This is a genomic window from Chthoniobacterales bacterium (assembly GCA_035274845.1).
GTDB lineage: Bacteria > Verrucomicrobiota > Verrucomicrobiia > Chthoniobacterales > UBA10450 > AV80.
In genome coordinates, this window is sequence record DATENU010000005.1 from 1 (window position 1) to 19,497 (window position 19,497).

The window sequence follows — 19,497 nt, forward strand, 5'->3', positions numbered from 1 at the left end:
GCACGATGAACCCGGCGATCATGAGCCCGTCGCCCGGTTGGACCAGACCGCGGGTGGCGATATTGGCCAGGCGCGCTGGGGAAGCGGAGGAAAGATCGAACGCATCGACGACACCGGTGCCGACAGTATTTCCCGCGCCGCGCACGACCGCTGTGTAACTGCCGGGCTCAAGATTTGCGATGATCGCGGACTCGAGATCGCTGCTCGGCGCGAGACCGCTGCCGTTAATCTCGGTAAACTGATTGCCCGGAATGAGTCCGCCAATCTGGGTTGTCTTCCAGTCGTTATTTGTTGCCACGGTCGCCCCGCTGGCGTCGTGAATTTCCAAGGTAGGGTTTGCCAGTGCGCCGGGAACTCCGAATTGCGCGAGCGAAGGTCCAATGGCGCGCACGAGGATTTTCTTGGACGAGCCGGCCGGTCCTTGAACGATGAATCCTTCGATCAGGACATTGTCGTCTGTTCCGACAACGAGACGGGTCGAGATGTTGCCAACGTTGGGCGCGAGACCGAGGAGACGAATCAACGAGCGGGGCTCCGTTTCGCCATTGACGATGTACGGACCGCTGAGCAGGAACGAGCCATCGGGCTGCGCATGGAACGCGCTCGCCATCCGCGAACGCTTGTCGCGATGCACCGGTGCCACGAAAGACGTGTCCACGGAGCCGTCGGCATTCAACTGGGTAATGCCCGGGGCCGCCGTTCCGTTGAACGCTTCGAAATTTCCGGTGATGAGAAACTTTCCGTCGGTTGTTGGCTCGATGTTTTCGATGGATGGGAAGAACGAGGCCGTTTCCGTTATGCTCGTCCACTGCATGCCATTCCCGGCGTTGAAGGTGCTGTCGACAGTGCCGCTTGATTCGATCCGGATGATTCCGCGAGCGGGAGTATCCCCATAGGCCGTGAAGTGACCCACGAGTATGATACGTCCATCGGGCTGGATATGGGCGCCCTGCACTGCCCGTGTTGCAGACCAGGCACCGTTCGGCGGTTGCACAGTGGTTCCAATGGCGGGATCGAGAACGAACGGGAAGCTGGTCGCGGCAGCGTCGGGAGCGGAGAAGGTCACTTCCGGCAGCGCTCCATCTCCAATGAACCCGAAGAGGTGGAACTTTAGGTCGCTCGAGAAATACTGGAGCAAGGCATTGCCATCAGGCCTGATCGCGATGTACCGGGTCCCTACATAAAGCGTGAAGAGCATTCCCCCTGAGCGCTCGATCTGACTCTGAATCGGTGCGCCGTTATTGACGAGGTCGCCGTTCACCGTGAGGCGTGCGCCCGAGCCAAAGAGCGTCATTTGAGGATCCTCCCCTGCGGCGAACCAGATTTTTCCGTCCGGCCCAATGGTAATATCGTCTCCCCCAACTCCCTGGCCGATCAGAAACGTCGTGTCCTCGACGCCGTTTTCATCCACCTTGCCATAGATGGGATAGCCTTCGGCCTGCACCCCATTAACGAAAAACTTGCCGTCCGGCAATGGCTTGATGGTTCGCGCACTAAAACCGGTGAGGAACCGGCTCGGATCGGAACTTGAAAGAGCGAAGTTTGGATCGCGCGTTCCGTTTCCAAGCAGCCGCGCAACGTTATAAGCGATCGGAGGATCAATCGGGTCATCGAAGGTGACAAGAGTCGAACCATCATCGAGCCGCACAAAACTGGAGGGTGCGCGTTCGTTTCCGGTCCGGCGGCTGGTGGTAAAAGTGGTGTCGACATTCCCGTCGGAATTCAAGCGAACGGCGCCGAAATGCGCATAGGTTGGGGTAGCCAGAGGGGCGACATCCGTGAAGGCGCCGCCTACCAGCATCCGGCCATCGGAATATAGCTGGAGCGTTACGGGCGTGCCCAGAGTCGTCGGCGGAGTCGCGGTTGCGTCCTCTAGCACCGGCTGGCGGAAAGCCGTGTCGTTTGTCCCGTCGGAATTCAGGCGGTAAACTGAATTGTTAATTACGGCGAGGATCTTGCCATCGGGTTGCAGGCCCAGGTCGCGTCCCGTATTGAAAGTCTGGACGACGCCCGCCGAGTTAAAGCTGGAGTCGAAGAGGCCAACTCCATTTAAGCGAATGACCGGCAGCCGCGGCGAGTTGGGATTGGACCCAAACCGAAAACTACCCGAGAGGAGGGTCGATCCGTCCGGCTGGATAACGATGGCCCGAACCCGACCGGGCGTACTGAAGTCGCTTCCAAAGAACGGAGATGAGTCGAGCGACCCATTGGCGTTCAATCGTGCTACCTTGGAGGTCTTGGTTACACCGTTGACGGTCGTGAAAGATCCGCCGATCACAATTTTGCCGTCCGCTTGGACCGTCGCGGCATAGACGAAGTTATTTATGGTAACCGGCGCAAAGCTGGGATCGACCGTGCCATCGGGCATGAGCCGAACGATGCCGTCACGCGCATCGTTTCCAGCGAAAGTATGAAATCCCCCGACCACCAGAATTCGACCGTCCGGTTGGACCACGATTTGTTGCACGACGGGAAACGGGTCCGGGTTGCCGACGAGATCGGGCGCAAAGCTCGAATCGATGGAACCGTCGGTGTTCAAGCGAAGGATCTCCTCTCTTTCCAAAACGCCATACGCGTAGCGCGCAGCTGCCACGTAAAGTTTGCCATCCGCCGCCGCCGTGGCCGCAACGACTTCCTTGTAGTCGCGACTAAAACTGAACGAACTGTCCAGCGTTCCGTCCGGCATGAACCGCGTGAGCGCTCCGGTCGTTTGATCCGTCAGGGTGTCCATGCCGAAGTAGAGGAGGTACTTTCCGTCGGATAAGAGCAGGGCACGCCCAGGCGTCGCCGCTTTGGCGAAAGTCGGCGGGAGAAATCCGTTATCCGGCGAGATCGGGTCAGTCTCGGCAAGAGCGAGAGAAAGCTGACCGGCGAGGATAAGCGACAACGCGGGAAGGAAGATTTTCGCCGGGCGGAGCAAAGAAACTGTTCGTTGATTCACAAGGATTGGTCGGATTGAAGGTGGATTGCGGATGGTGCCAAAAAAGGTGTTCAGAGGGCCCGGCGCGGGAGGGGCGGAAGGGATACCCGGAAGGCCTCACTGTCAATGAACTTTTTACGAAAAACAGACACTTAGTTTGGCGCTGCCCTCAAATCCCGGACACTTTTCTTCGCATTCGCTGGCAGACCGGGTGTCGCTGCGCAATCATTCCGCGTGAAGGTCATTACCGGCGTGGCAGTTGCACGGGCGTCGCGGGAGCCCGCCAGGCGGCGAGTGCTGGTCCCGACAATGGGCGCGCTGCATCGCGGTCATGGGGAACTGATCCGGCTCGCCCGCGAGGTTGCCGGGCCGATGGGCGAAGTCGCGGTCAGCATTTTTGTGAATCCGCTTCAGTTCGCTCCGGGAGGTGATTACGAAAAATATCCGCGGCCGGAGATGGTCGACGAGGAATTCTGTCGGAAGGCGGGCGTGGACATTCTCTTTCGACCGAGGGTTGACGAGATGTATGCCGCCGATGCTTCTGTAGCGGTTGAGGAGAATTCGCTTTCGAATACGCTTTGTGGGCGGTCGCGCCCCGGGCATTTTCGCGGGGTCTGCACCGTGGTGGCGAAGCTGTTTCATTTGCTGTCGCCCGACGCGGCGGTGTTTGGGGAAAAGGATTTTCAACAGCTTGCGATCATTCGCCGAATGGTGCGGGACCTGAATTTTCCGATCGAAATTATCGGGGCGCCAACGGTGCGGGAAGCGGATGGTCTGGCCTGCAGCTCACGGAATCAATACTTGAGCCCGGTCGAAAGGCAGCAGGCGCCGGTGCTGCAGCGAGCTTTGCAAGAAGCGCGAAAACGAGCCGCGCAAGGCGAGCGATCGGCGCCGGCGATCGAGAACGTGGCGCGCGAAATGATCGCCACAGCTCCGCTAGCCCGGATCGATTATCTCGAGCTGGTGGATGCGGAGAATCTTCAACCGATTCCAGAGGTCCGTCCGAATTCGCTGATCGCCGTCGCCGCTTTCTTCGGACAGACTCGCTTGATCGACAACATTCGGCTGCCATGAGCATTTTCGGGCTTGTAACCGGAGCGACGGCGTTCCACGGCGACAAAGGGCCGTGGCTACAACGATGAAGGAATATGATTTCGTAGTCATCGGGAGCGGCATTGCCGGGCTCACTTTTGCCCTCAAGGCGGCGAAACATGGCTCGGTCGCGGTGATCACGAAGCGCAAGGGGGTCGACTCCAACACTGCCTGGGCCCAGGGCGGAATTGCCTGCGTGACGAGTGACGAAGATTCGTTCGAGCTGCACGTCGCCGACACGCTCGAAGCCGGCGCCGGTTTGTGCGACGAACAGGCTGTCCGGACGATTGTGATGGAAGGGCCGACCCGCGTCCGAGAGCTGGTGGAACTGGGATTGCATTTTGACGACCGCGAGATTGCCGGGCATCGCGAACCGGACCTGGGACGCGAGGGTGGCCATTCCAAACGCCGCGTCCTCCACGTCCAGGATGTGACCGGGCTGGAGATCGAAAAAACGCTCCTCCGCGAGCTCGACCGTTCGCCCCGCGTGGCGCTGTTGGAAAATCACATGGCCGTCGATTTGATCACGGCCGGCAAGCTGGGTTTCGCCACCGAAGATCGTTGCCTGGGGGTGTATGTCCTCAACGAACGCTCGGGCGAAGTGGAAACCATTCGCACGGATCGTCTCGTTCTCGCCACCGGCGGGTGCGGGAAAGTCTATCTTTACACAACCAACCCCGACATCGCGACCGGGGATGGCGTGGCCATGGCCTGGCGAGCGGGCGCGGTCATCGCGAACATGGAATTCATTCAATTCCATCCCACCTGTCTGTTTCACCCGCTCGCGAAGTCGTTTCTCATCTCGGAAGCGGTGCGGGGGGAGGGCGGAATCTTGCGAAACCAGAGTGGGGAAGATTTCATGCAACGCTATCATCCGCAGCGTTCGCTGGCGCCGAGGGACATCGTGGCCCGGGCGATCGACGCCGAAATGAAGCGGTCCGGTTCGAAGTGCGTCTTCCTGGATATCACCCATCAGCCTCCCGAGTTCCTCAAAGAGCGTTTCCCTCATATCTACGAAACCTGCCTTCGGTTTGGAGTCGACATGGCGAAACAACCGATTCCGGTCGTGCCGGCGGCCCATTATCAATGCGGCGGCATCCGAACCGACGTGAACGGCGCGACGACCCTGCCCGGTCTCTATGCGATCGGCGAGGTGGCCTGCACGGGGCTGCACGGCGCGAACCGGCTGGCCAGCAATTCTCTGCTCGAAGGGCTCGTCATGGCCCATCGCGCCTGTGAAGCGCTCCTGCGGGAACAGCCAACCTCCCACGCTGCCCGGACCATTTCGTTGCCGGAATGGGAATCGGGCGACGTGCAAAACGTGGATGAGCTGGTGGTGATCTACCACAACTGGGACGAAATCCGCCGCCTGATGTGGGATTACGTAGGCATTGTGCGCAGCGACAAACGGCTCCAACGGGCCGCCGCACGGTTGCGGAACCTGCAACGCGAGATCCGCGAGTTTTACTGGAACTTCAAAGTCTCGGTGGACCTTCTGGAGCTGCGCAACCTGGCCACGGTGGCCGCCCTGATCGTGGATTCGGCTCTAAGCCGGAAAGAGAGCCGCGGGCTGCATTTTACGCTCGACTATCCCGAGCTTTCCGAAGAGCGGTTTAAGCGCGACACGCTGGTAAGCCGGACCTGATCGCTGGCGTGGTTGTTGCTAAAGATAAAATGCCGAAAATAGCTGGAGCTGGATCGTTAAGGGAAAGGCCTTGCCTAACAGCCACTTTTCGCCTAAATCACGTGCCAACTGTCTCAATGAGAAGATTTTTCGCCTTTCTTCCCTTGCTCCTGGTGAGCGCGTTGCCCCTCTGTGCTCAGTCGCCCTACGAGAGCAGTGCGGACTTTGCCAAGTACGCGATGAAGCTCCGGGAGCAGGCCCTCCTGAAAGTGGAACCCCAGGTTTTCGTCCCAACGACCTCCCGAGCGAGCATGACCCGATATCCCTGGAAGACGAACATTGTGACTACGGTCTTCTGGATCGGCGAGGCGGCCGGCGGCAACAATCCGGTGCCGAATGTGAAAAGTTCCTGGGACGCGAACTGGACCTCCAACTACGGCGGCTACGACACTCCCGATGCCGGCTCCCGGCGGAACTACATCCCGGTCTCGTTCACCCCCCGTCAGAACCCATTCTATTTTGCGTTGCCCTACAACGACGTCACGCACGGGCAGTTCAAGCCTGAAGCGGCGCTGGTGATCCCCTGGTTCAAGCAAGCCTACACGGAACCCGGGCGCTCCGTCTGCAAGGACCGCTGGATCGCCATTCGGAAAGGCAACCGGACCGCTTATGCGCAGTGGGAAGATTGCGGCCCGTTCCGCACCGATCATTTCCAATATGTTTTTCAAAACGAGAAGCCCAAACCGAACCTGAACCGCGGCGCGGGCCTCGATGTTTCACCGGCCGTGCGCGATTACCTGGGGCTCTCGCCGACCGACGTGACCGATTGGCAGTTCGTTGAAGTGCGTGATGTCCCACCAGGACCCTGGCGGAACTACGGCGACAACAATCACTTCGTTATCGCCAAGCGGCAGACCGAGCAAAAGGTCGTTCAGGAAGAGACGGACAAGAAAAAGAAATAGTCCTTCGACTCCGCTAACGCTCTGCTCAGGATGACGAGCTGGAGCCGAGCCGTTGGCTTATCCCCCCGAATAACTCTTTCAGGCTGTCCGCCTGCTGCAGCAGCGGTTCGCAGCGCTTGCGTTCGGCGGTGCAAAAGGCGGCCAGGGGCTCGAAAGCAGTCGCGATATCTTCATAAAAAAGATCGATGGCGTGCTTCATCTGTTGCTCGATCGCATGGACCAGTTCTTCGCGTTTCGTTTCCATCGCCTTCTCATAGGCGGACAGAATTTTCCGCCGCTGGGCGAACGCGACGATGGTCCCGATCACGGCGGCCGAGGCCGCCAGCACTCCCGTTACATCCGCGACCGAGGCGCTGCTCATCGCCACGATGACCGTGATGATTCCGCCCGCCGCCGCCACTCCCGCGGGCAGCCGCAACCACGCTGCCGTCTCGCGAAACATGCGGCCAAGTTGTTCTTCGACGGCCTTGCCCGCCACCCGTTCGACCAGCGTTAGCTCAATCGATTGGAGCAGCTCGCGCCGCTGCCGGGCGAAATCGGGAATTGTCTTGCGCACCCGATTTTTCCCCTCAGACGCAAACTGCGCTTCAATCGTATCCTGAAGTTGCGGCCAAAGACCGCGCAGATCGGTCTCCAGCAATTGAACCGCGTTCTCAACCTGGGGCTCGATCGTCTGGCGCAGTTTCGCCTCTATTTCCGTCTGGAAATCGTGCTGCCATTGCTCCCGGCTCCAGACCAGCCGCCACGTCCGCCAGAAGGAAAGTTTCTCCTCCAGCAACCGCGTTCCCTGCCGCGCGCATTCCCGGCAGGCTTGTTCGACTCCGCGGAGAAATCCCGCGACCTGCCGCAAGGTCTGGTCCTTCCGCGCCTCGAGGAATTCGTTTACCCGCCCCAGATGTCTTTCGTCACGCCGGATAGTTTCGACCGACCCGTGAATTTCGTCCACGATGTCGTCCAGGATCACGCCACCTGTTTTCACGGTCGATTGCAGCTTCAGAATCCGGACGCCGGACTCGGTCACCGTATGGTTGATTTGCTCCTCCAACGGGCCAAACCCGCTCTCCCGCCAAAGCTGTTCCTTGTCGATCCCGGTCGTGCGCGCGAGCAATGCCTTCCTGGCCGAGACGGGAAAAATCGGAGGCGCGAAGCCAAGTTTTTGCGTGGCCGTGTCCTGCAAATGGCGATGGATTATTTCGATCTCCGCGGTGTCCCGCAGATCCGCCTGTTGCAGGACGAAGACGACGTTCTTAAGCCATTTTTTCTGGACGAAATTCAAGAGCTCCCAGGCGGACTGCGACCAGGGATTTACGACGGAAAAAACAAAAAGAACAATGTCCGCGCGGGGGACAAAACCTTCGGTGATGCTCTGATGCTCGGGGACCATGGTGTTGGTTCCCGGCGTGTCCACCACGTTGAAGTCGTGCAGGAAAGCGATCGGAAGGTAGCGTTCCGTCAATTGCGGCGAAATCTCCACGGTCTTTTCTTCGACGCCGTGGCGAAAAATATAGACCCGATCGGTGGCCGGCCGGACATCGACCTTCGCGAATTCGTGGCCGAAAAGTGCATTGAGCAGCGAGGATTTGCCGGCTTTGACCTCGCCGACGACGACGAAAAGCAACGGCTCCCGGATGTCCGTCAGCAGACCATGGAGGATGTCGAGCGTAGCCGGGTCCCGCCGCATTTCGACGCCGAGGCGCAAGAGTTTCCCGAGCGCAGACTCGAGCTCGGTTCGAAGCTGCAGATAATTATCGGCGATCATGCCGGCCGCTTAACCACCAGGAATCGTTGCCGTAACGGCGGGAGTGGAAACCGGGGTGGGGGTGGTAGCCGGGAGCGCCCGCGGCACCGCCGACGGGGATGGGGAAGCCTTCGGTGGGACCGGAGTCGCCATCGAAAGTAATTCTGTAACTGTGACCGATTTGAAGCCCTTCTTCTGGAGCTGATCGAACGTTGCGGGCATGGCCTCGATCGTCGGCGGATGAATGTCATGCGCGAGGACAATCGAACCTGCATGCGTCTCCTTCAGGATTCGGCTGGTGACGACAGCCGGGCCGGGCCGTTTCCAATCCAGCGGATCGACATCCCAAATGATGATCCGGTAACCGAATTCCTCGTGGATCCAGTGTTTCTGACGCGCGGTAATCGAGCCGTACGGCGGCCGCAGCAAGGTTGGGCGCTTACCGATGGCGGCCGCAATGGCGTCGTCGGTTTTCTGAAGCTCGCGCCGAACCGCTTCGTCCGACATCTTGCCAAGGTTAGGGTGCGACCAGGAATGATTGGCGATCTCGTGTCCCTCCCGCACCGCGCGCTTGAGGATGTCCGGGTGATCCGCGGCATTTTGGCCGACGACGAAAAAGGTCGCCTTGAGATGGCGGGCTGCCAGGAGATCAAGAAGCTTCGGTGTCAGAGTGGCGTTGGGTCCGTCGTCAAAAGTCAGGGCGATGTAGGGGCCGTCCACGTGGACCGAATTAAAGGTGTAGGAAGGCTCCGCCGGAGTGGCCGGAGGTTTTGGTTTGGAAACAGGGGAAGCGGATTTTTCCGCAGGCGCAGAAGGCTTCGGCTCCTGTCCGGAAGCGGCTTGGAACGCCAAAAAACAAACCGCGACAAGGGCGAGCAACCGTGGAAAAAGCATGAATGACAAAGGCTGGACCGAAACTCCGGTCTATCTAGCAGAGAGGCCATGCAACGCAAGCAATGGGCCGCCTCAGATTGGCCCCAAATGGGACCGGATAAGGCCGGCAAAACGAATGTCAATCCAGGGGGTGTTTTTGGGACATAATCCGATAATTTGGCAATTATCCTGCTAAACCAAGGAGGATAACTCGCTTTCGCTGAGCGGAGCGAAGCGTCACGCATGGCCACACCGGCGCTGACGCGGTCTGCTTCTCCTACATGAAAATTTTGCTCGTCGAAGACCACCCGGGAAGCCGGCGTAACCTGCAGCGACTCATCGCCAAGCGCGGCCATGACGTCACTGCCGTTGCCACCGCCGAAGACGCTGAGGCTGCACTCGCCGCGGGAAGCTTCCCCTTTCTGATCCTGGACTGGATGTTGCCCGGGAAGAGCGGGATCGAGCTTTGCCGAAAATTGCGGGCCCAGCCGCGGGGCGACGAGATGTTTATTTTGCTGGTGACTGCCCGGGCCGATACCGCGGATCTCGAGCAGGCCCTTGAAGCGGGCGCGAACGACTATCTCACGAAGCCGCTCGATGTCGGGTTATTGAATGTCCGAATTTCCGTTGCCGAGCGCCAGATCCAGGAGCTCCAGGAACGCAATCAAGCCCGGGCCGCGCTGCAGGAATCCGCCCGGACGATGACGAACATTTTGGAGAAGACGACGGATGGCTTTTTTGCGGTCGATTCCGAGTGGAAACTTACCTACGTAAACGCCGCGGCCGAAGCGATCGTGAAGCGCAAGCGGAACCAGCTCATCGGAGGCCTGCTTTGGGAACGATTTCCCGAGCTGGTCGGCTCTGTCTTTCAGGCCAACTACGAGAAAGTCCTGGCAGAGCAAGTGGCCATGGAATTCGAGGCCAGCGATTCTGCCGGTAAAGTCTGGTATGACGTTCACGCCTATCCCAGCGACGGCGGAGTCTCCGTCTTTATCCGCGACATCAGCGAGAGGAAGAAAACCGAAACCGAACGGTTGACCACGAGCAAGCTCGAATCGCTTGGCACCCTCGCCGGCGGAATCGCGCACGATTTGAACAACATTCTCACCGTGATTTCCGGCAACATTGGGCTCGCCCAGATCGAAGCCCCAGCCGACTCCGGAAGTCTCCTCGGATTCCTTTCGAAAGCCGGCCAGGCCGCCCAACATGCCGCGCATTTGTCGGGTCAACTGCTGACCTTTTCGAAAGGTGGCGCGCCCCTGAAGAAGGTCGTGTCCATCGGTGAGCTCCTGGAACGGTCCGCGGAATTCGCCCTTTATGGATCCAACCTGCGCGCGGACTTCGACATCGCGGTCGACCTCTGGAAAGCAGAGGTGGATGCCGGCCAGATCGAGCAGGTCATTAATGCCCTGATGCTCAATGCGCGCGAGGCCATGCCCTTCGGTGGGACGGTTCGGGTCCGGGCGAGAAATGTGATTTTCGAAGACGATGCCAATGCTCTTCTGGTGGCGGGGCGTTACTTGAAGGTTTCGATTACTGACCGCGGCACCGGTGTTCCGGAGGAGTTGCGGGCCAAAATTTTCGATCCCTACTTCACCACCAAAGCGACCGGCACCGGTCTTGGACTGGCCATCAGTTACTCGGTGGTGAAAAAACACGGCGGCTTACTTCTCCTGGAGAGTTCGTCTCCGGAAGGCTCAGTGTTTTCTTTTTACCTGCGGGCGAGTGAACGCATGGTTTCACCTTCTGAGGCGCGCGTCGCTGGCCGGCCGTTCCATTACAACCACCAGCGAATCCTGGTGATGGATGATGAAGCGGCGATCAGGGAATTAACTTCCCAGCTCCTCGGAACGCTTGGCTACGAAGTGACGGCCGTCCCGGATGGACTGGAGGCGATCCGCCTTTACGAGCGCGCCTTGCGCCGCGGAGAGCATTTCCAGGCGGTAATTCTCGATGCCACCGTCCGCGGTGGAATGGGTGGCGTGGCCACCATCGAGCGTCTGCGCTCCATGGATCCAAAGGTAAACGCAATTATCTGCAGCGGTTATTCTGACGAAGCCGCCTTATCCGAATTCCTGGCCTACGGTTTTCGGGGCGCGCTGCCCAAGCCGTTTACCCGCTCGGAGCTGGCCGACGCTCTTCAACACACGTTTGAAAAGACCAGCGCGAACTGATTAACCGTTCCGCATTTTTTCCAGTTGGGCGATGAACACCGACGGGCCGCCCTTCATATAGCCCAGCGCCCCTACGACCTTGCCGGCGCCGTTCAGAACCACGACCGTCGGAAAGGACATGATTTGGTATTGAAAAGCCAGGCGCCGATTCTGTTCCACAGTTTCAGTCGGCATTTTCTTCGTCTTCGGGAAGTCCAACTCGAGGAGGACCAGGTTCTTCTGGGCGTATTCTTTGAACTCCGGTTTTGAAAAAATTTCGCGGTCGAGCATGATGCACCAGCCGCACCAGTCGGAGCCGGTAAAATCCATGAGGAGGAGCTTGTTCCCGGCCTGGGCCTCTTTTTGGGCTTTCTCGTAACTGGTTAACCATCCTGGCTTGGCGGATGTGGAGACGTCCGCGGTCTTTACCGGCGGCGTCTCTTCTTTAGAGCACGAAACCGCCAGGGCCGCGGCTGCGACCACGGCCGGAAGTAAAAAGCGCATGCGTTGCACGGCGGGAACTTCTCGCAGTTTGCCCCACTTCGCAAACCTGCGCCAAAGCGCCGACCCGGGATCGCGGCGCACTTCCAGTACAAAACTAGCCCGGCGGGTTGCGCCGGGCTAAAAAACCAACCGAAAGATTTAGATTTATTTAATGTGTCCGGAGACGAGTTTGGTCATCTCGAACATGCTGACCTGGCTCTTGCCGTTGAAGACGGGCTTGAGCGAATCGTCCGCATTGATCATGGTCCGCTTTTTCTTATCCTGGCAACCGTTCTTCTTGATGTAGTCCCAGAGTTTTTTGGTGAGCTCGGAACGTGGGAGCGGCTTGGAGCCGACGATTGCGGCAAGTTTGTCGTCGGGCTGCACCGGTCTCATGAAGGCGGCGTTCGGTTTACGTTTTGAAGGAGTCTTTTTGGCTTTGGTTTTCGGCATAGAGGCTGATTAATCCTTCACTCGTAGGAGGGCAATACTAATTTTAGCTATTTAAAAAATTTCTCCACTCACCCTGTCCGGCGGACGGCGACCGCCGCCACGTCGTCTGCCGATGCTTTGCCGCCATCGTTGCGGGTTGCCTGCTCCACCACCCGCGTCAGGAGAGCCTGCGCATTCTCGGAGATCGGTTGCAGCATTTCCGCCAGGCGGCTTGAAGAAAGGCGCGGATTTTCGTCGTGTCCCGATCCATAAATCCCATCGGTGTAGAGAAAAAAAGCATCGCCCAATTCCAAATCGATATTGGTCTCGACGAAATCGGAGCGCTCGAGCAAACCGAGAGGAGGCGCCGATGAAGCAATCGATTCCGTCCTGCCGCCACCGCGCGCGACCAGGAGAGGCGGATGTCCCGCGCCCACCACGCTGGCTCGTCCGGTCAACGGATCCAGCGCGACACACATCGCCGTCATAAAAGAGCGGGCGCTGAAAATGGTCCGGAAATCATTGTTCACCGCTTCCATGATTTTGGCCGGGGCATGATGTTCGGCCGTCCCGTGGTGGAAGAGGAGTTTGGCCAGGGTGGTGAGCAGGGCGGCGGAAGCCCCGTGCCCGGTGGCATCCGCGATCCAGAAGAGGGTGCGGCCATCCGCCATCCGGAGCCAGCCGTAGATATCGCCCCCGACCTGAATAACGGGCCGGTAGAGGGCCGCGATGTCCCAGCCGGGGAGAACGAGCGGCTTTTGCGGGATCAGCGATTGTTGGGTCAGTCGGGCGGCTGCCAGGTCACGCTCCAGATTATGCCGCCAGGCTTCGAGCTCATCGTTTTGCTTTTGCAATTGGCTCCGCATGGAACGGAGCCGCAATTGTGTCTCGATTCGCGCCCGCAGGACCGCCTGGTTGATCGGTTTCGTCACGAAATCATCCGCGCCTGCCTCCAGGCACAAAACTTCGCTCTCTTCGCCGCCATGGCCGGTGAGCATGATCGTGGGGATTTGAGCAATCGAAGCGATGCCGTCCCGGCGCAGGTGCTTCAAGACTTCCGCGCCATCCATCCCAGGCATGTCGAAATCCAGCAGGAGCAGCGACGGAGGATCAGCGCGCAACGATTCCAGCGCCACAATGCCATCCGGCGCCTCGGTGCAGGAAAAGCCCGCTCGGGTGAGAATGCGCGACAGCAGCTTGCGGCTGGTCGGATCGTCGTCGGCTATCAGGATTCGCTCGCTAAATTTCTTTGTCACCGTTTCTTTTGATTCGAAATGAACGTGTTGCGGAACTGTATTTTTTCCTGGGGCGGAAAAGGATCGGACTTTGGGGCAGGCTCGGGCCCATTCACACGGGAGGCATCCGGTGCTAATTAGCGATTGTCAGCAGCCCCACAATGAATTACAACGGATTCACCTTCGTCGAAATCACTTATGAAACTTTCGCATTCGCTTTTGCTTCTCGGTGCCTTTGCTCTCTTTTCCGCCTGCGAAGATGAGCCGCCAGTCCATTCTCCACGTCAACGGCCATCCAAATACCCTACTCCGTCCCCGCAATATCCGCCTCCACCTCAGCCTTACGATACGAACGCCGGCCCGCCGCCACCGGAAACAACCGCGCCCGAACCGGCGCCGCAGCCGACCGCCGCAACCGTCAACAAACCGACGAAGGGCGATCTGCCTTACGGGATTCCAGTTCCAAATAAGCCGGGATTCGTCACCAGTCCTTACGCGCCCAATTCGGGTTACGTCGACGTCCGCGGTTTCCCGCCAGGCACCGAGGTCAAGGATCCGTACACCCAAAAAATCTTTTTGGTGCCCTGAGGCGAACCCGGTCTCCTGTTCCGGCATTTGAGGGGCGGCAAACTGGGCCCGCGTCCCGGATGGTTCGACGGTCGCGAGGCCTTGTAAGCGGCGACACTGGACAAGTCGGCGGATTCTCCGATGCTGACCGTCGCGCATCCTGGGACTGCTCCCTGCGCGATACCTTCACTGGAACCGATAGAATAGAGTCGTATGGAATTTCGCGTTAAGCGGGCACCCCGAATCGAAGCGGAGATCACCGTGCCCGGTGACAAAAGCATTTCGCACCGCGCGGTCATCATCAGCGCGCTCTCGAATGGCGTTTGCGTCCTGCGCGGGTTTCTGCCCAGCGACGATTGCCTGCGCACCGTCCAAGCCCTCCGGGCTCTTGGCATCAAGATCGAGCATCCGGAGCCGGACATGCTGGTGGTGCACGGCAAGAAACGCCTTCTCACGGCGCCTGCCGGCGAGATCGATTGCGGCAACTCGGCGACCACCATGCGTCTGCTGATCGGACTCCTGGCCGGGCAAAAATTCGACAGCGTCCTGGTCGGTGGCGCGACGCTCTCGGCGCGGCCCATGGATCGGGTGCTGGTTCCTCTTCGCAAGATGGGGGCAAACATCGTGGCCCAGGGACCTGACGAAAGCGCCCCCGTCAAGATTCACGGGGTTAAGTTGAAGGGAGCACGCCATGACCTGCCCATCGCGAGCGCCCAGGTCAAAAGCGCCTTGCTGCTGGCCGGCCTTTTCGCCAAAGGGAAAACAACCGTTCGCGAACCCTCCATCAGCCGGAATCACACGGAATTAATGCTGAATTATTTCCTCGTCCGAACGGTGCGGGACGAAGATGGAGCGATCAGCGTTTTCGGCGACCAAACCCCGGAATCGCGCGATTTTTCGATCCCGGGAGATATTTCCTCGGCGGCCTTTTGGCTGGTGGCGGCGGCGGCGCAGCCAGGAGGCCATTTGCTTGTCCGCCACGCGGGACTAAACGACACGCGCACCGCTTTGCTCGGAGTCCTGGTTCGAATGGGAGCGCAGGTGCGCGAAGCGATCGAGGAAGTCGACCAAATGGAGCCCCGCGGGACTGTGGAAGTGACCGGCGCGCCGCTCAAGGGGACCGTGATCCAGGGCAAAGAGATTCCGCAACTGATCGATGAACTTCCGATCCTCGCCGTGGCCGCCGCGCTCGCCGAGGGAACGACAATCATTCGCCAGGCGCAGGAGCTGCGCGTGAAAGAGACGGACCGCATAGCGGCGATCGCGCACAATTTGCGGGCCATGGGAACGCAAGTCGTCGAGATGGCCGATGGGCTCGAGATTCACGGTCGCGCGGAGCTGCGCGGCGCTCGCGTCGCCAGTTTTGGCGACCACCGCATCGCCATGGCGTTTGCCATTGCCGGGATGTTTGCCGATGGCGAAACAATTGTGCAGGACGTTGAGTGCGTTCGCGAGTCATATCCGGGTTTCGAAAAGGCGCTGGATGAATTCGTGAATTCAAAGCGAGTGCGCATGACGACTCCGGTTATCAGCTCGCTCACTCCTGCGAAGTCCGAGGGAGAATGAGCAGCCGCAGGCGCGTTTTCCTGCCGTGAATTCTTCTCATCGCGTCATCGCGATCGATGGGCCGGCCGCGTCCGGGAAGAGCAGCGTTGCGCGCGAGGTCGCGAACCGGATTGGCTTTGCCTACGTGAATTCCGGCGCGATGTATCGCGCGGTCACCTGGCACGTCCTGCAACAGGGGGTTTCTCCGGAGGACTCGGCCGCGATTGCGCAGCTTCTCGAGGCCACTCGTCTCGATTGCACCATCGGTCCGAGCGGCTCGCTTATTTTGATCAACGGGGTCGATCCGGCGGCGCATCTGAGCGAGGAGCGCGTCAATGAAGCGGTTTCCGCTGTAAGCAGGATTCCGCGGGTTCGGGAAATATTGGTCGAGAAGATGCGCCGCCTTGTCGGCGATCACGACGTTGTCATGGAAGGGCGAGACATCGGGTCGGTCGTTTTCCCTGAAACTCCCTACAAGTTTTATGTCGACGCTTCGCCGGAGGTCCGGCTGCGCCGCCGTCAGGCCCAGGGGCTGCGGGATCAGATTGCCGCGCGGGACCGGGCCGATTCCTCGCGGGCGGCCTCGCCCCTCGTCATCCCCAAAGATGCGCATGTGATCGACAGCTCGAACCTGACGATCGACGAAGTAGTGGCCGAGATCGTTGCGCAGCTGAAAATGAAAGGGCTGGAAACCAATTAATGAATTAGCGACTAAGCGAATTAACGAATGACTTATTCCCTAATCGCTAATTCGCTCAGTCGTTAACTCGCTCAGTGCTTTGAATCCTTACTACTGGATCTGCTACCATCTGATCAAATTGATCGGCCGGATTTTCTTCCGGCTTCGTTACGTGCACCGAGAGCGCATGATCAACCATGGTCCGGTGATTCTCGCGGCAAACCACCAGAGTTTTCTCGATCCGCCGTTTGCCGGCAGCGCCTCAGACAGGGCGATTTATTTTCTCGCCCGCCGGACCCTGTTGGACGGGCCGATTCTCGGCTGGCTTCTGCCCAAGCTCAACGTCATCCCGGTCGATTCTGAAACCGGAAAGGATCGAACGGCGCTCAAGGCTTTGATTCGAATCCTGAGAGCCGGCGAGGGGACCCTGGTTTTTCCCGAAGGCCAGCGCTCGCCGGACGGCCAGCTGCAACCGGTCCTGCCCGGGTTAGGCCTCGTCATCGCCAAGACGCTGGCGCCCGTCGTGCCGATGCGAATTTTCGGCGCGCACGCTGCCTGGCCGATCGGACAAAAGTGGCCGCGTTTTCGTCCGGTCACAGTCGTAGTGGGCGAGCCGATTCATTTTAGCCCGGCCGATCTTGAGCCTGCCGGCAAAGATCTCTATCTGCGGTTGAGCCAACGGGTGATGGACGCGATCGCCGCTCTCAAGATCGATTGAGCCGCTTGCGCTCCTCCCAGGCGCGACGGACGGTGCGCCGTGCAAGCTCCGGGAGAAGAAGAATCAGTGGATCGTTCCCGCGCGCCGCGTTCTGGCCTGAGACTAATGATGATCATTCTCGTGGGCACAGCCCTGGTGGCCGTTTACGCCAACGTGCAGAAAGCACGGCGGGGAAAGATCGAAAAGGTCACGATTATTCCGGTCTCGACCGCCACGCCGTCGCCGTCGCCCGCTGGAAATTGACCCAACCTCTCTCTCGGATGCGGCCGAAGTGGCTTTTGCATCGAATAACCAATGTTCGTTCTGGTCTAATCACATCATGAAGAAGTATTTCCTTTTGCCGCTCATCGCCGCTCTGGCCGTTGGAGTTGCCTGCCAGAAGCAACAAACCGAGGAGGAACGACGGGCGGAAGTGGAGCGCCAGGTCCAGGAGCGCCTCACCGCTGAACGCTTGGCGGCCGACAAGGATGCCGTCGCGAAACAACAGGCCGAATTGGCCGCGCGCGAGAAAGCTCTCGCCGATCGCGAGGCCGCTGCCGCGACAACCCCGGCGGAAGAACCGCCCGCTACCTCAACCGAGGAAACGACGACGACATCCGAAACATCGGAGACCCGCTCCGAAGCGGTTTCGACTGAAACTTACGGCACGTTCTACGAGAAGCTTGAACCGTATGGCGCGTGGCGGGAGACAGCGGATTATGGTTACGTCTGGCAGCCACGAGAAGCGGAAGAGTCGCGCGATTGGCGGCCCTACACTGAAGGCCGGTGGGCTTATTCGGACGCAGGGTGGACCTGGGTTTCGGACGAATCGTTTGGCTGGGCGACTTATCATTACGGTCGCTGGGTGCGGTTGCGGCGCGTCGGCTGGGTTTGGGTTCCGGGCAATGAATGGGCGCCCGCCTGGGTTTCCTGGCGCACCAGTAAGGATTATGTCGGTTGGGCTCCGTTGCCGCCGGAAGCACGCTTCGACCGCCGTCACGGCATCCACAATTGGGCCGATAGTTATTACGACATCGGTCCCGATCAATACGCGTTCGTTCGCGGCGAGGAATTTGGAGGGAAACACCTGCGACATTCCCTGGTTTCGACCGAGCAGAATGTAACCATCGTGCTGGAGACGACGAATGTGACCAACATCACTTTCTCGAATACCACCATCATTAACCAGGGGCCGAACTACGACGAAATCCGCTCTCGCAGTCGCGAGCCGATGGAGCGGTATCGCCTGCGTCGCAATTTCGAAATGAATGCTGATTTCCGTTCCGCAACGGTGCGCGGCGATGAAATCGAAGTCTCAGCCCCGCGCCTCCACAACGTCGCTGGGTTCCGTCGCCCACGCACGATCAAGGAAAGAGTGTCCGACGTCACCGTGGAAGACGGTTGGAACTCGGTGAAAGATCGGTCGGCCGCGGAGCGCGCGCGGACCAGGATAAAAACCGAGGCCACGCCGCCTCCTAATGCGCCGCCGAAAAAATTCGTGAGACCCACCGAGAGTGCGGGTGGTCCGTCACCAAGTTCGACGGTCGCAGCGACAGTCGCCCCGGTCGCTACCGCAACGCCGGCGCCGATCGCCACGATTGCGCCAACCGCCCATCCGAGCGCGACGGTCGCTTCCACGGCCTCTCCGACTCCCAGGGTTCGGCAATCACCGTCAATCACTCCAAGACCGACGGCGCGGCCCGTCGCGTCGCCCTCGCCAACACCGGTTGTAGCGCCCTCACCGACTCCCGTGGCGGTGCTCTCGCCGACTCCGGCGATTCCCGCTGTCTCACCGACTCCGCACACCCTGGTTTCGCCCACCGTCAGACCACTGCCCTCTCCGCCTATCTCGTTGAGAGCATCGCCATCCGTTGCGCCTATCACCGATCCGGCCGCCGCGGAAAAGAGGCGGAAACTGGACGAGGCACGAAAAAACAAACAGCTGCCGAACAGGCCGGCTCCGGCTGCATCGATTGCTCCTTTGCCACCCAACACTGAGCAAACTCTTCCCGTCGAACCCCCGCACAAGACCCCGCCGGTTTTGGAGAATTCCCCGCCGGCCGTTGCACCTCCGGCGTCAGTCCCGCCGATCAAGCACCCCACGGTCGCGCCCCGAATGAAGCAGGCCATTCCGCCAAACGTGAGCGAAACCACACCGGCGCCGGTTGCTCCCCCGGCGCCACCAAGGAAGATCCCGCCGCGAATTGCGCCGACCGTGACCACCCCGCCACCGTCCGACGCGGCTGCTCCGGCCGTTCCGCCCCCGGCGCCACCAAGGAAGATCCCACCGCGGATTGCGCCGACCGTGACCACCCCCCCACCGTCCGACGCGGCTGCTCCGGCCGTTCCGCCCTCGGCGCCACCCCGCAGCGACGCAAAGCCGAAGGATAAAAAACCGAAACCTGGCCCACTCGACGCCGCCATCATAACCCCGACGCCGCCTCCGCCGCCGGTTCCGAAATAGTTTAGCGGCCTGGCCAACGGTCGCGCGGAGGCC

At 59.9% G+C, this 19,497-nt stretch carries 16 protein-coding genes; 10 read left to right on the forward strand and 6 right to left on the reverse strand.

Features of this window, described 5'->3' with window-relative positions:
• Positions 1 to 2,941: hypothetical protein (locus VJU77_01495; GenBank protein HKP02010.1), on the reverse strand; the 2,941-nt coding region annotated here is incomplete at its 3' end.
• Between the two features lie 213 nt (positions 2,942 to 3,154).
• Here VJU77_01495 and panC point away from each other — a divergent pair.
• The 3 genes from panC (at position 3,155) to VJU77_01510 (ending at position 6,598) form a co-directional block, all read left to right on the forward strand.
• Positions 3,155 to 3,994, forward strand: coding sequence for a pantoate--beta-alanine ligase (panC, locus tag VJU77_01500; protein HKP02011.1), 840 nt, complete (start codon positions 3,155 to 3,157; stop codon positions 3,992 to 3,994).
• 52 nt (positions 3,995 to 4,046) lie between these two features.
• Positions 4,047 to 5,657 carry an L-aspartate oxidase gene (gene nadB / locus VJU77_01505; GenBank protein ID HKP02012.1) on the forward strand — a complete coding sequence of 537 codons (1,611 nt, stop codon included), beginning with the start codon at positions 4,047 to 4,049 and terminating at the stop codon, positions 5,655 to 5,657.
• 116 nt (positions 5,658 to 5,773) lie between these two features.
• Positions 5,774 to 6,598 (forward strand): hypothetical protein, encoded by an 825-nt coding sequence (locus tag VJU77_01510; protein HKP02013.1) that lies wholly within the window; start codon positions 5,774 to 5,776, stop codon positions 6,596 to 6,598.
• Between the two features lie 25 nt (positions 6,599 to 6,623).
• On the opposite strand, the gene VJU77_01515 is transcribed toward VJU77_01510, so the two are convergent.
• Together VJU77_01515 and VJU77_01520 are read right to left on the reverse strand one after the other, a co-directional pair.
• Positions 6,624 to 8,357: a dynamin family protein gene (locus tag VJU77_01515; protein ID HKP02014.1), complete on the reverse strand. Its 1,734-nt coding sequence runs from the start codon at positions 8,355 to 8,357 to the stop codon at positions 6,624 to 6,626.
• Positions 8,358 to 8,366: 9 nt separating this feature from the next.
• Positions 8,367 to 9,230, reverse strand: coding sequence for a polysaccharide deacetylase family protein (locus tag VJU77_01520; GenBank protein ID HKP02015.1), 864 nt, complete (start codon positions 9,228 to 9,230; stop codon positions 8,367 to 8,369).
• Between the two features lie 260 nt (positions 9,231 to 9,490).
• Here VJU77_01520 and VJU77_01525 point away from each other — a divergent pair, with 260 nt between their 5' ends.
• Entirely contained in the window at positions 9,491 to 11,383 is a 1,893-nt protein-coding gene (locus VJU77_01525; GenBank protein ID HKP02016.1) for a response regulator, read from the forward strand.
• Here the strand turns inward: VJU77_01525 and VJU77_01530 are convergent, their stop codons facing one another.
• From VJU77_01530 to VJU77_01540, 3 genes are all read right to left on the reverse strand, one after another.
• The gene (locus VJU77_01530; protein HKP02017.1) at positions 11,384 to 11,866 is read right to left on the reverse strand and encodes a thioredoxin family protein; all 483 of its coding nucleotides are present in this window, start codon (positions 11,864 to 11,866) and stop codon (positions 11,384 to 11,386) included.
• A gap of 144 nt (positions 11,867 to 12,010) precedes the next feature.
• Positions 12,011 to 12,241, reverse strand: coding sequence for an SWIB/MDM2 domain-containing protein (locus tag VJU77_01535; GenBank protein HKP02018.1), 231 nt, complete (start codon positions 12,239 to 12,241; stop codon positions 12,011 to 12,013).
• A gap of 125 nt (positions 12,242 to 12,366) precedes the next feature.
• Positions 12,367 to 13,533, reverse strand: a complete 1,167-nt coding sequence (locus VJU77_01540; protein HKP02019.1) for a SpoIIE family protein phosphatase — start codon at positions 13,531 to 13,533, stop codon at positions 12,367 to 12,369.
• 177 nt (positions 13,534 to 13,710) lie between these two features.
• On the opposite strand from VJU77_01540, the gene VJU77_01545 reads away from it, so the two are divergent.
• The 6 genes from VJU77_01545 (at position 13,711) to VJU77_01570 (ending at position 19,464) form a co-directional block, all read left to right on the forward strand.
• On the forward strand, positions 13,711 to 14,100 hold the full coding sequence (locus tag VJU77_01545; protein HKP02020.1) for a hypothetical protein: 390 nt from the start codon (positions 13,711 to 13,713) through the stop codon (positions 14,098 to 14,100).
• Between the two features lie 192 nt (positions 14,101 to 14,292).
• Positions 14,293 to 15,645, forward strand: a complete 1,353-nt coding sequence (gene aroA, locus VJU77_01550; protein ID HKP02021.1) for a 3-phosphoshikimate 1-carboxyvinyltransferase — start codon at positions 14,293 to 14,295, stop codon at positions 15,643 to 15,645.
• A gap of 25 nt (positions 15,646 to 15,670) precedes the next feature.
• Positions 15,671 to 16,324: a (d)CMP kinase gene (gene cmk / locus VJU77_01555; GenBank protein HKP02022.1), complete on the forward strand. Its 654-nt coding sequence runs from the start codon at positions 15,671 to 15,673 to the stop codon at positions 16,322 to 16,324.
• A 79-nt stretch (positions 16,325 to 16,403) separates the two neighbouring features.
• A complete protein-coding gene (locus VJU77_01560; GenBank protein ID HKP02023.1) occupies positions 16,404 to 17,021 on the forward strand; it encodes a lysophospholipid acyltransferase family protein in 618 nt (205 codons plus the stop codon).
• A 39-nt stretch (positions 17,022 to 17,060) separates the two neighbouring features.
• Positions 17,061 to 17,264, forward strand: coding sequence for a hypothetical protein (locus tag VJU77_01565; GenBank protein HKP02024.1), 204 nt, complete (start codon positions 17,061 to 17,063; stop codon positions 17,262 to 17,264).
• 76 nt (positions 17,265 to 17,340) lie between these two features.
• Positions 17,341 to 19,464: a DUF6600 domain-containing protein gene (locus VJU77_01570; protein ID HKP02025.1), complete on the forward strand. Its 2,124-nt coding sequence runs from the start codon at positions 17,341 to 17,343 to the stop codon at positions 19,462 to 19,464.
• Positions 19,465 to 19,497: the final 33 nt, after the last annotated feature.